Annotated in this window: 13 protein-coding genes; 11 read left to right on the plus strand and 2 right to left on the minus strand. The window is 56.1% G+C overall.

What is annotated here, in order from left to right; genetic code table 11:
• Positions 1–57: 57 nt before the first annotated feature.
• The 4 genes from ccsB to VNZ60_RS16420 all read left to right on the plus strand — a co-directional run bounded on the left by ccsB (position 58) and on the right by VNZ60_RS16420 (position 3,632).
• Positions 58–1,203: a c-type cytochrome biogenesis protein CcsB gene (gene ccsB / locus VNZ60_RS16405; protein ID WP_325660942.1), complete on the plus strand. Its 1,146-nt coding sequence runs from the start codon at positions 58–60 to the stop codon at positions 1,201–1,203.
• A gap of 4 nt (positions 1,204–1,207) precedes the next feature.
• Positions 1,208–1,879, plus strand: coding sequence for an HAD family hydrolase (locus tag VNZ60_RS16410; protein ID WP_325660943.1), 672 nt, complete (start codon positions 1,208–1,210; stop codon positions 1,877–1,879).
• Between the two features lie 86 nt (positions 1,880–1,965).
• Positions 1,966–2,946, plus strand: coding sequence for a protein-methionine-sulfoxide reductase catalytic subunit MsrP (msrP, locus tag VNZ60_RS16415; RefSeq protein ID WP_325660945.1), 981 nt, complete (start codon positions 1,966–1,968; stop codon positions 2,944–2,946).
• A 17-nt stretch (positions 2,947–2,963) separates the two neighbouring features.
• Complete coding sequence (locus VNZ60_RS16420) at positions 2,964–3,632, plus strand: protein-methionine-sulfoxide reductase heme-binding subunit MsrQ (protein WP_325660947.1); 669 nt, start codon at positions 2,964–2,966, stop codon at positions 3,630–3,632.
• Here the strand turns inward: VNZ60_RS16420 and VNZ60_RS16425 are convergent.
• Both VNZ60_RS16425 and lysA read right to left on the minus strand, forming a co-directional pair.
• Positions 3,599–4,366, minus strand: coding sequence for a transporter (locus VNZ60_RS16425; RefSeq protein WP_325660949.1), 768 nt, complete (start codon positions 4,364–4,366; stop codon positions 3,599–3,601). The genes VNZ60_RS16420 and VNZ60_RS16425 overlap by 34 nt on opposite strands.
• A 22-nt stretch (positions 4,367–4,388) precedes the next feature.
• Positions 4,389–5,675: a diaminopimelate decarboxylase gene (gene lysA / locus VNZ60_RS16430; RefSeq protein ID WP_325660951.1), complete on the minus strand. Its 1,287-nt coding sequence runs from the start codon at positions 5,673–5,675 to the stop codon at positions 4,389–4,391.
• Here lysA and VNZ60_RS25335 point away from each other — a divergent pair.
• From VNZ60_RS25335 to VNZ60_RS16465, 7 genes are all read left to right on the plus strand, one after another.
• Positions 5,656–5,931: a hypothetical protein gene (locus VNZ60_RS25335; protein WP_325660953.1), complete on the plus strand. Its 276-nt coding sequence runs from the start codon at positions 5,656–5,658 to the stop codon at positions 5,929–5,931. The genes lysA and VNZ60_RS25335 overlap by 20 nt on opposite strands.
• 34 nt (positions 5,932–5,965) lie before the next feature.
• Positions 5,966–6,292 carry an iron donor protein CyaY gene (cyaY, locus tag VNZ60_RS16440; RefSeq protein WP_325660955.1) on the plus strand — a complete coding sequence of 109 codons (327 nt, stop codon included), beginning with the start codon at positions 5,966–5,968 and terminating at the stop codon, positions 6,290–6,292.
• 304 nt (positions 6,293–6,596) lie between these two features.
• Complete coding sequence (locus VNZ60_RS16445; RefSeq protein ID WP_325660957.1) at positions 6,597–7,847, plus strand: MORN repeat-containing protein; 1,251 nt, start codon at positions 6,597–6,599, stop codon at positions 7,845–7,847.
• Positions 7,848–7,993: 146 nt separating this feature from the next.
• On the plus strand, positions 7,994–8,509 hold the full coding sequence (locus tag VNZ60_RS16450) for a hypothetical protein (RefSeq protein ID WP_325660959.1): 516 nt from the start codon (positions 7,994–7,996) through the stop codon (positions 8,507–8,509).
• Positions 8,510–8,588: 79 nt separating this feature from the next.
• Positions 8,589–9,728: a DUF2827 domain-containing protein gene (locus VNZ60_RS16455; RefSeq protein ID WP_325660961.1), complete on the plus strand. Its 1,140-nt coding sequence runs from the start codon at positions 8,589–8,591 to the stop codon at positions 9,726–9,728.
• A gap of 27 nt (positions 9,729–9,755) precedes the next feature.
• On the plus strand, positions 9,756–10,901 hold the full coding sequence (locus VNZ60_RS16460) for a DUF2827 domain-containing protein (protein WP_325660963.1): 1,146 nt from the start codon (positions 9,756–9,758) through the stop codon (positions 10,899–10,901).
• Positions 10,898–12,034, plus strand: a complete 1,137-nt coding sequence (locus tag VNZ60_RS16465) for a DUF2827 domain-containing protein (protein ID WP_414648867.1) — start codon at positions 10,898–10,900, stop codon at positions 12,032–12,034. Before VNZ60_RS16460 ends, VNZ60_RS16465 begins: the two co-directional genes overlap by 4 nt.
• Positions 12,035–12,064: the final 30 nt, after the last annotated feature.

Genomic DNA, 12,064 nt, shown 5'->3' on the forward strand with positions numbered 1-12,064 from the left:
AAAGATAGACGTTCCGTTGTGCCTTCGGCGCAGTAGCGGAACGATATGGAGAAAATGATGGAACTGACACAAACGTATTCCCCACCCGGCAGCTTTATCAAGCGCCTGTCCGTGATCGACTGGCTGTATGCCGTCGCGCTGGTGGCAGCTTCGCTATTCGCCCTGAATCGCTACGGCAGCCATATGGATTACTACGAAAAAGGTGTGCTGCTGCTAGCCGGCCCGACATTTTCCTGGCTGGGCTGGCACTGGAAATCGGTGCGCTGGCTGATGGCTTTGCTGGCTGTGTTGTCGTTGTCGGCAATCGCCATGTATGGAGGCGTGCTGGACATGGCCAACCAGAAATTTTTCCTGAAATATCTGCTCTCCAGCCAGTCGGCGATTCTGTGGATGAGCACGCTGTTTTTCCTGTCTACCCTGTTTTTCTGGGGCGGCTTGATCACGCGCTCCGAGTTTGGCGCATCGATAGGCTCCAAGCTGTGCTGGGCTGCGGTGGTGATGGGTTTCACCGGCATGCTGGTGCGCTGGTACGAGTCTTACCTGATCGGCGCCGATATCGGTCATATCCCGATCTCCAATCTGTATGAAGTGTTTGTTCTGTTCAGCCTGATCACCGCCCTGTTTTACCTCTACTACGAACATCACTACCGTACCCGCCAGCTCGGCGCTTTCGTGCTGCTGGTGATCTCGGCCGCTGTCGGCTTCCTGCTGTGGTACATGGTGTCGCGCGACGCCGCGGAAATTCAGCCGCTGGTGCCGGCGCTGCAAAGCTGGTGGATGAAAATCCATGTGCCAGCCAACTTCATCGGCTACGGCACCTTTGCCTTGTCGGCGATGGTGGCAGTGGCTTATCTGCTGAAATCCAAGGGTTACCTGGTTGATCGCTTGCCAGCGCTGGAAGTGCTGGACGATGTGATGTACAAGGCCATCGCGGTCGGTTTCACTTTCTTTACCATCGCCACCATTCTCGGCGCTCTGTGGGCCGCCGAAGCCTGGGGCGGCTACTGGTCGTGGGATCCGAAGGAAACCTGGGCACTGATCGTCTGGCTCAATTACGCGGCGTGGTTGCACATGCGTTTGATGAAGGGCTTGCGCGGCCAGGTTGGGGCATGGTGGGCGCTGATCGGTTTGCTGGTGACGACTTTTGCTTTCCTCGGCGTGAACATGTTCTTGTCCGGCCTGCATTCGTATGGAGAGTTGTGATCTGATGACAAAACCCGCGCAGGCAGCATCACCTGCCCCTGTAGATTTAGTCATTTTTGATTGCGACGGCACCTTGGTCGACAGTGAAACGGTCGCTACCGACGTGCTGGTGGCCTATCTGGCGGAGTTAGGCACGCAGCTGTCAGCCGAGGTGGCTCTGGCCCGCTTCAAAGGCGGCAGGATGGCCGATTGCGTGATCGAACTCGAACAAATGCGCGGCCAGCCCTTGCCGGCCGATTTCACCAAAGTGTTGCGCGAACGGATTGCGCTGGTCTTGCATCAGCGTTTGCAGCCGATCGAGGGCGCCCTGGAATTGGTGAAGTCGCTCAAAGTGCCGTTCTGCATGGCCTCCAACGGACCTCTGAAACAGATCGAGTTATCGCTCGGCGTGACCGGTTTGCTGTCTTATTTCGAAGGCCGCATCTTTAGCGCCTACGAGGTCGGTTCCTGGAAGCCGGCGCCGGATCTGTTTTTGCATGCGGCCGCGCAAATGGGCGTCGAGCCTTCGCGCTGCGCCGTAGTCGAAGATAGCCTGCCTGGTGTGCAGGCAGGGGTGGCGGCCGGCATGCAGGTATTCGCCTTGCAGCCGGAGCAGGTCGAAGCGAAACTGCCGAAACAGGCTAAAGTGATTTCCCGGCTGGCAGAGTTGCACGACCATATCAATATCGCCGGATAAAATAAAAGTGCGCGATAGCGCGTTTGCTCCTGTAAGGATGCGGCGGCTGCTCTGACTAAGCTTCATCAACTTCACCGGAGATTTGCATGCCGCTCTATCGTCGTCCCAACGGAATCGATCTGCCGTTTTCTTCCGAAATTACGCCGCGTGAAGTATTTGAATCGCGCCGCAGTTTTATGCGGCAGCTTGCCGTAGGTGCGGCGGGCGCGGGCGGTTTGCTGGAGCTGTCGAGCGGTGAGGCCTGGGCCCAGGCCGGCGGCGGCCAGAAACTGGCTGCCAAAGCCAATCCGGCTTATGTCGTGATGGACAAGGCGACGCCCTATAAAGACGCTACCAGCTACAATAATTTCTATGAATTCGGCACCGAGAAATCAGATCCTGCCGAAAATGCCGGCAGCCTCAAGACACGACCCTGGACGATAGCGATTGAAGGCGAAGTCAAGAAACCGCTGACCCTGGATATCGATAGTCTGTTGAAACTGGCGCCGCTGGAAGAGCGTGTCTACCGCTTGCGTTGCGTCGAGGGCTGGTCGATGGTGATCCCCTGGATCGGCTATTCCCTGTCGGCGCTGATCAAGAAAGTGGAGCCAAACGGCAACGCCAGGTTCGTTGAATTCACGACGCTGGCTGACAACCGCCAGATGCCGGGTTTGCGTGCTCCGGTGCTGGAGTGGCCGTATATCGAAGGTGTGCGCATGGATGAGGCAATGCATCCGTTGGCCTTGCTGACCGTCGGCATGTATGGCCAGGTATTGCCGAATCAGAGTGGTGCGCCGGTGCGCATGGTGCTGCCTTGGAAATACGGATTTAAATCCGCCAAGTCGATTGTCAAGATTCGCTTCCTCAAGGATCAGCCGCAGACAGCATGGAATATCGCAGCGGCGCGCGAGTACGGTTTTTATTCCAATGTGAATCCGGATGTCGACCATCCGCGCTGGTCGCAAGCGACCGAGCGCCGCATCGGCGAAGACGGTTTTTTCACCAAGAAGCGCAAGACCTTGATGTTTAACGGTTACAACGAGGTAGCCTCGCTGTATGCCGGTATGGACCTGAAGACGTATTTCTAAAATCTGGAATGCTCAGCATGTTCAATCCGACGCCCAAGCAATTCAAGTTCCTCAAAATCATTCTGTTTGCATCGGCATTGTTGCCGGCGGCACGGCTGCTGCTGTTTGGATTTACCGATCGCCTGGGCGCCAACCCGATCGAATTCGTCACGCGCAGCAGCGGCGACTGGACTCTCTATTTTCTTTGCATAACGTTAGCTGTAACGCCGCTGCGACGTTTTACCAACTGGAATTGGCTCATCAAACTGCGGCGCATGCTGGGTTTGTTCGCTTTCTTTTATGCCAGCCTGCATTTCACGACATTCCTCTGGTTCGATCATTTTTTCGATGTAAGCGAGATGCTCAAAGACGTCGTCAAACGCCCTTTCATTACAGTCGGCTTCATCGCTTTCATCTCGCTTTTGCCACTGGCGTTGACCAGTACCAACGGTATGATCCGTCGCCTGGGCGGCAAGCGCTGGCAATGGTTGCATCGCAGTCTTTATGTGATTGCCATGTTGGGAATCTTGCATTTCTGGTGGATGCGCGCCGGCAAGCACAATTTTGAAAAGCCGATTCTGTTCGGGACTATCGTCGCCGCGCTGTTACTGGTGCGAGTCTGGTTTGCCTGGCGTAATCGCAGCGATGGCGCTGCCAAATCTCGCGCTTCCGTTCAGAAGCGCCAGGTAACGCCGACCCCGACCTGACGATGGGTCTGGGCCGCGCAAGGGTCGCAGCCGATACCGAATTTCAGCCCCAGGTCGAGGTCGAGATTCGGCGTCGGCGAATAGACGGTCCCGGTCACGATGTAGCCGGGATTGCTGCTCGAATGCATGTCGCCGCTGGTATCACTGGCCCTTTCGGTATTGCTCAGGATGCCGCCGTCCAGGACCAGGCTCCACTTGGGATTAAGCTCGTACAAGGCATAGGCAGATAAACGCCACTGCACGGTGCGGTTGGCTTGCTGATCGCTAGCCAGACGATACCGGTTGTAATACGCGGCCAGGTTGCCGCTGAAAGCCCAGTCGCCGCTTTGATAGCTGCTGATCAGCGTCAGCGACATGCTGGTGGCGCCATGCCCCAGGCCACGGTTGGGATCGCCGCTCGGAAACGTTATCTCAGGCTTCACGCCGAGGCTAAAGTCATCGTGTTCCAACAGCCGCCATTTCATCCCCAATGCAATGTCATTGATGCCCGACGGCTGCGACAGCGTTGCCGGCGGATTGACATAGATATCGAGATTTTTCAGCAAGCCGTAGCTGTAGGTAAAGTTGGCGACATGCGTGTGCACATCGTTCTGGCGCAGCCAGTCGGTGTTCAGTTCAAGCTGATGATTGCCCTTGTCCTGAGTGCTTGTATCGTCGGTCACCAGTGGATGGTTCGCGTGCGCCGCCTGGATCAGTAAACAGGAAGTTACGGCAGTGAGCAACAGCTGTCGCATGGTCTTCCTGTTCATCTTCTGCTTAAGGCGATATGACAGATTCCAGGGCGAACAGATCGGCTGGATTCTCGCGCTGCCTGATCAGATGCACCTGCGCACCGTCCACCATCACTTCGGCTGCACGGCCGCGCGTGTTGTAGTTGGAGGACATCGTCATGCCGTAAGCGCCGGCCGACATCAGCGCCAGTAAATCGCCGGCTTCGACCGCCAGTGAACGAGCACGCGCCAGCCAATCGCCTGATTCGCATACCGGGCCGACCACGTCATAGGTCTGTGCAGTCGTGCTGCGCTGGCTGACGGTCTTTACGTCATGCCAGGCTTCATACAATGCCGGCCGCATCAAGTCATTCATGGCGGCGTCGACCACCGCAAAATTCTTGGCTTCCGAATGTTTCAGATACTGAATTTCAGTCAGCAGAACGCCAGCATTGCCGACAATTGAACGGCCCGGTTCAAACATCACCTTGATTGGCACGCCCTGGTATTTCTCCTGGCGCCAGGCATTGATGCGCGCAAACAAACGGCCCAGGTAATCGGCAATCGCAACCGGCTGTTCATCGTCATAAGTAATGCCGATGCCGCCGCCGATATCCAGATGGTGCAACTGGATGCCCTCGCCGGCCAGTTGGTCAACCAGCTCGATCAGCTTGTCCAATGCTTCCAGCATGGGCGCGTCATCCAGCAACTGCGAACCGATATGGCAATCAATTCCGACCACATCAATATGCGGCAGAGCGGCAGCGGTGCGATAGCAAGGCAGGGCTTCGTCATAAGCCACCCCGAATTTGTTTTCCTTGAGACCGGTCGAGATGTAAGGATGGGTCTTGGCGTCGACATTGGGATTGACGCGTAACGAGATGGCCGCGCGTTTGCCCATGCTGCCGGCAACTTCGTTGAGGCGATGCAGTTCTGCAGTCGATTCAACGTTGAAGCAAAGAATGTCGTGCGACAAGGCCAGCCGCATTTCCTGGCGCGACTTGCCGACGCCGGAAAAAATTACTTTGGCGGGATCGCCGCCGGCGGCGATTACACGTAATAATTCGCCTCCCGAGACGATATCGAAACCGGAGCCAAGCTGGTTCAGCAATTGCAGCACGGCCAGATTGGAGTTGGATTTGACCGAATAACAGATCAGCGCGCCATCCGGCTTGCTGCTGTGTTGTTTGCAAGCATCGGCGTAAGCTGAAAAATTAGCTACCAATGCGGCTTTGGAGTAGACGTAAGTAGGGCTGCCAAATTGTTGCGAAATAGCGGTTAACGCGACGTTTTCAGCGTGCAGGACGCCATTCTTGTATGAAAAATACGACATAGTGGCGGCTTATTTGGTAGCAGGTGTTGTTGGTGTGTCTATGGTTGTCGGTGGCGTCGGGACAGTCGCATCATCAGATGTCGTCGGAGCAACATTTGGCTTGGCCGGCGCCGGTGCGGTTCTGACGATAGGCGGCGGTAGTTTGGCAGGCATGAACAGCGGACCTTTTTGGCCGCAGGCCGCCAGGCCGAGCGTAAGCGCGAGCATGGCGATCGTGCTGATGGGCGACAAATCAAAAATGGGCTTCACGGATTAGAATCACAGTTTAACGAAACGGATTGGAGTGTAGCATGACAGAATCAGAATTCCTGGCGGCGGCAGAAGCTGTCTTGAGCAAGATCGAGACGGCGCTGGAGCAGGCCGCAGACAATACCGATCTGGACGTAGAGTGCAAGCGTAGCGGCAATGTGCTGGAGATCGAGTTTGTCGACAACGGCAGCAAGATTATCGTCAACAGCCAGGCGCCGATGCAGGAATTGTGGATTGCCGCCAAATCCGGTGGTTTCCATTACAAACAAAAGGCTGATTTCTGGGTCAATACACGTGACGGTTCGGAGTTCTTCGCCGCATTGTCGGCGATGATCAGTTCCCAAGGCGGGGTGCCGATCACGTTGTAAAATTTCTCGCCAGCGAGCTCAGGAAGCAGATTTCTCAGCGGGCATTTGTCGTAATATACAGACAATAATACAGACAATAATACAGACAATACAATGTTGTTTTGATACGTTCGTTTGCCGGTTGCAGCACGGGCTTGATTGCAAGCTTCGCAAGAACTGCATCAAGGAGAGTTGTTTAACGCATCTCAACTATCGATAGCCACCAATGAACACCATAAAAATCAGGGATTCAGAAGATGCAAGTGATTGGCGTGATGGCTCTACCTGCGGTGAGACAGCAGGCTATCGACCTCGAACCATGCCAATGCGGACCATCTTTCTGATAGGTGTATTGCTGTCCACAATCGAGCTGGCAGGAGCCGCCAACGTTCCCGCGGTGGTCGGTGCGGCTAGCCAGAACAATCTGCTGAACAACGGTGCAACCGAAACGCCGAGACACTGGGCCGCGGATACCAGCAATGGATGCAAAGTCTGGAGCCCGGTACCGATTGGCAACGAGATCACGGTGCGTTGGAGCGGGCGCTGCGATAAAGACCTGGCGCAAGGTCCAGGAACGGTGCGCTGGCTGAACAACAACAAACAGGTGGCAGAACTCACCGGCAACATGGAGCAGGGGAAAATACGCGGCCACACCACCGGCGTCGAAGAGCCGGGTAACCGCATTGACGGGATGTTTATCGACTCCCTGCCGGAAGGAGAAGGCAAGGCTAGCTTTGCTGACGGCTCAGGCTATAACGGTATGTGGCATCGCGGCCGCCAACTGGGTTATGGGATCATGACGTTTCCTCCGGCTCATCCACAATACCAAGAGATGCTGAAGGAGGGCAGAGGCAGGAGAGCCGAGAATGGCGTTTATATGCTGCGCGGCTGGTGGGAGGGCAAAACCTTTGTGCTCCCATGCGACAGCGAAGAAGAATGTGAAAAAGCCGTGGTGGCGATGATGAAGCGCGAGCAAGCCGCCGCCGCTGCCAAGGCTGGCGCCGTTGCGGCCCCCGCTCCCGCTGCGGAGCCGGTGGCGGCGCCTGTAACGCCGTCACCTGTAATACCGGCGCCGATAATGCCTGCGCCAGAATCGGCAATCCCTGACGCGACGCCTGCAATGGCAACGCCGGCGCCGGCACCAGAGGCGCCAGCTCTGGCGCCGGCCGCGCCAACCGTGTTGCCGACGCCGGAGAACACTGCGACGGAGCCTATGCCGGCCGCACCGGCGCCCGACATTCCTGCGCTAACCGCGCCGCCAGCTGAAGCACCGGCTCTGGAGCCGCTTGCGCCGGCCTTGCCACCGCCAGCAGCTCCCGCCACGGAACCACTGCCACCTGGCGCCCCTGACGCTGATCCTGCCGCAATTCCGGCGGCGGCAGCTCCAGCACCTGAGTTACCTGTCACAGAACCAACGATGGAGGCGCCGATTCCAGCGCCGCCAACACCCACTGCGGAGCCGGGCAGCGACCCCGCCGCCCCTGACGTTAAGCCTGTTGTCGTACCAGAGGTTGCGATACCGATTACCTCGGATGCCGACGTCGACACACTGCTCACAAAAAACGGATTTAGCTGATGAAGCGTGCAACACATATTTTTGAAACAACCGCAGTAAGCAATTCAAAAGAATTACCTGCATCAAGCGCATACCGAGAACCATGGCTGGCATTATTGCTTTGCGTGATTCTTTTATCGTGGCTGACGCCAGCCGCATATAGCCAGATGCGTGCTGATTTACCCGGCGCCAAAGCGGCTGCCGCAGCGCCGAAAAACCTGCTGGCGGAAGCGGCCAGCGGTGTCGGCGTCAAACAGTGTCAGCCAGCCATTACGCGTTTGTCGGCGCTGGCCATCAACGGCACTCGCGGCCACGATGTGCTGGTGGATTGGGATCGCGCCCATCCTGATCGCGGACCGTTCTTTTCGCTGACCGGGATCGAATATGCCGGCGCCTCGGCGGCAGTATCCATCACTGCCGTGCCGCAGGATGGCGGTGCATGTTCGGTTGCGGCCGAACGCATTTCTATCGCCCCGTATTCATGCAAGAGCATTGCCGATACCGAATTGAAAGGGTATAGCGCGACGCCTTTGCTGCCGACTTTCACGGTATATGTATCGCCTGCCGAGCCGGGTGGTTCGGTCTCGCTGGTGGATTCACCGCCGGGTTGCCTGATCATCCGGCGCTATGTGCAGTACAACTGGACCGAGCAGACAAAAATGGCGGCGCCGGTGCGCAAGTAATGTGCAAGTGCGGTGCAAATGCGGCGCACATGAAATGAAATACACAATATATTCGCTACTTTAGATTTGAATCCAAGACATGATTTCTTCAATTGGCAGCTTGCGCATCGGTATCACCATCGGTTTGCACCAGGAAAATGAATCGCTATGGAACAACGGCATCAAGCAAAATGCCGTGTACCTGGCGGAGACTTTGAAACAATGTCCGAGCGTGGCTTCGGTGCATCTGGTGAATACCACCGCGATCGCCATCACCGCGGCGCTGCCGTGGGATCAGGCACGTTGGCCAACGGTGACCTTCGAGCAAGCCAAAGACAATCTGGATGTACTGATTGAACTCGGCGGCCAGATCGACTCTCAGCAGACTGCTTACCTGAAGACGCGAGGCTGTCGCTTGATATCCTACTGCTGCGGATTTGAGTATGTGCATGTGATGCAATCGGTATTATTCAACCGGCCGCTATGGGGTTACGACCTGTTCGTCAACCAGCGCTACGATGCGATCTGGATGGTGCCGCAAGTAGCTACCAACAGCCAGTCCTATTTTGAGACTTTGCGCCGCCGGCCCGCGCAAGTGGTGCCGTTTGTATGGGATCCGATCTTCGTCAATCAGCGCAGTCGCGATTTCGAACATCACGGTGAATATCGCCCGCGCTCCGGTCCTAAACGGTTGACCGTCATGGAGCCGAATAACGATATCGTGAAATTCTGCATGTACCCGGCATTCATAGCGGAAGAAGCCTATCGGCAACGACCGCAAGACATAGAGATTTTACAGGTCACGAATGCCGAGCGGCTGGCCCGTGAGAGTAAGGAATTCATTGCGGTGATGAACCAGCTGGATATCGTGCGCCAGCACAAGGCGGTGTTCCTGGGGCGTTTCGAGACGCCCCAGTTTCTAAGCCAGATGACGGATGTGGTGATCTCTCACCAGATAGAGAATGCGCTGAATTATTTTTATTTCGACGTTTGCTGGCAAGGTTATCCGCTGGTGCATAACGCCTATATGTGCACTGAGCTCGGCTACTACTACGAGGGAAATAATGTACAAGACGGCTGCCGCAGATTGCTCGAAGTGCTGACCACGCATGACGACAGCTGGGCGGCATATCTGGCGCGCCAGCGCCAGGTATTGAGCCGCTACCTGCCAGCTTGCCCGCAAGTCACTGCCGAGTATGAGCGTTTGCTGACGAATTTATTGCAACAGCCGATTGTATGATCAGATGGTTTTAATCCTTCCTAATTCATGAAAAAAATAAATGTAGGTGTCTCCGTCTTTGCTGTGCAAGGTGCGCAGATTTGGTCTAATGGTCTCAATCAGAATCTGGCATTTCTGTTGATGCTGTTGCGGCAAAGCCCGCAAGTCGGCCGCGTGTTTTTACTGAACGGCGGCAACCTCGATCATATGCCTGAGGCGATGGGGCTGGACGGCTTTGATGTGCCTCTGGTGAAACCCGATGACGTCACTTTCGAGCTGGATGTAGTGATCGAAATGGGGGCGCAGTTGCCACTCGAGTGGTTGCGTCATGTACGGGCCTTGGGCGTCAAGATCATCACTTTTTTTGTCGGCCACACCTATGCCGACAACGCCGAAGCGCCTATGTTCGATGGGCCTAGCGGCCAGATTTTCAATGGCACGCCGTGGCATGAGATATGGACTCTGCCGCATCACATGAAAAGCAGCGGGCCATTGTTGCGCACCGTGTCGCGGGTGCCGGTGTTTGCTGTGCCGCACATCTGGTCGCCGCTGTTTATCCAGGGGCAGATCGACCAGGTTGAAAAAGACGGTCATCATTTCGGTTATCAAGCCAGGAACGGCCTCGATCGGCCGGGTTGGCGCACGGCGATTTTCGAACCGAATATATCGGTCGTCAAAAGCTGCTTTATTCCGATGCTGGTATGCGAGCAGGCATATCGGCTGGATCAGCGCTCGGTGAGTATGATGATGGTGATGAATACAGTGCAGATGAAAGAGCATCCAACCTTCAATCGTTTCGCCATCAATCTCGACCTGACGCAACATCACAAGGCCACTTATGAGCCGCGGGTGGCGTTTGTCGACTGCATGGCGCAGCAAAAGATGGATGCGGTGGTGTCGCATCAGTGGGAGTGCGGTTTGAATTATCTGTACTACGATGCGCTTTATGGCGGCTATCCGCTGATCCATAATTCGGAATATCTGAAGGCTGGCGGCGTCGGCATTTATTATCCGGATTTTGAAGCCAGCGCCGGCGGCCAAGCCCTGCTCGGCGCCTGGCGCCAGGAACCGGAATTCTGGGATGACTATAAAAAGGCGGGCGCCGCGTACTTGCGCAGGCTAGCTCCAGCACACCCTGATAACGTGGAAGCATTCGTGAAAAGACTTCAACACACCGTGGAGGGGCAGCCATGAGCCACCCTATGCCACAACGTAAACTGCGCGTCGGCGTAACCCTGTATGTGCGGCCGGGGCCGCAATCGATCTGGGAAAACGGTATTTTCCAGAATTGCGCATTCCTGGTGCAATTGTTCAATCAGTCGCCGGCGGTAGAGCGTGCAGTGCTGGTGCTGGACGGCCAGACCAACCAGGTCAGCGACGCCATGATGCTAGGCGATCTGGGGATAGACATGATCGGCCTGGATCAGGCCATGGAAACCCTGGATGTGGTGATTGAAATGAGTGCCCAGCTGAGCGAAGACTGGGTCAGGAAATTCCGCGAGCGCGGCGGACGTTATGCCTGGATGCGGGTTGGCAACGACTATGTGATCGACATCGAGCGCGCTATGTTCAACAAGCCGCACGGCGGTTTATGCAGCGACAAGCCTTACGACGCGGTGTGGACCTTGCCGGAGTACCTGCGCAGCTGCAAAGATTATTTCGGCCTTACTGCACGGGCGCCGGTGCACATCGTGCCGCATTTGTGGACGCCGCTGTTTTTTGAAAAAGGCATCGCCACCTTGCCCAGTCATCTCAGCTATGGTTACCAGCCGGGCAAACCGCGCTGGCGGGTGTGCAGTTTCGAACCTAATGTCTGCATGGTGAAAACCTCGCTGCTGCCGATGCTGGCATGCGAAGAAGCATATCGCGCGCAACCGGCGTTCCTGCAACATCTGCGGGTGTGCAATACCTTGCATCTGAAAGAGCACCTGAAGTTCTCGCAATTCGCGCGCTCGCTCGATGTGGTGAACCACGGGCTGGCGTCTTTTGAAGGGCGCTTTGCGGTGTATGAATTCATGGCCAACTATGGTGACTGCATCATTTCGCATCACTGGGAAAACGGCCAAAACTACCTGTATTACGAGGCCTTGTACGGTGCTTATCCGCTGATCCACAACTCGGAATTCATCAAGGACTACGGCTACTACTATCCGGAATTCGATTCCTTCGCCGGCGGCCAGGCCGTGTTGCACGCATTTGCCACGCACGATGCGCAGCTGGACGATTACCGGCGCAATGCGCAGACACTATTGCGCACGCTGGATGTGAGCTTGCCGGAGAATATTGAAATCTATACCCAACGCTTGCTGGATCTGTATTCGAATTAAAAAAGGCTTCCCTGATCGATACAGGGAAGC

Origin of the sequence: Collimonas sp., assembly GCF_035566375.1 — a bacterium.
Lineage (GTDB): Bacteria > Pseudomonadota > Gammaproteobacteria > Burkholderiales > Burkholderiaceae_D > Collimonas.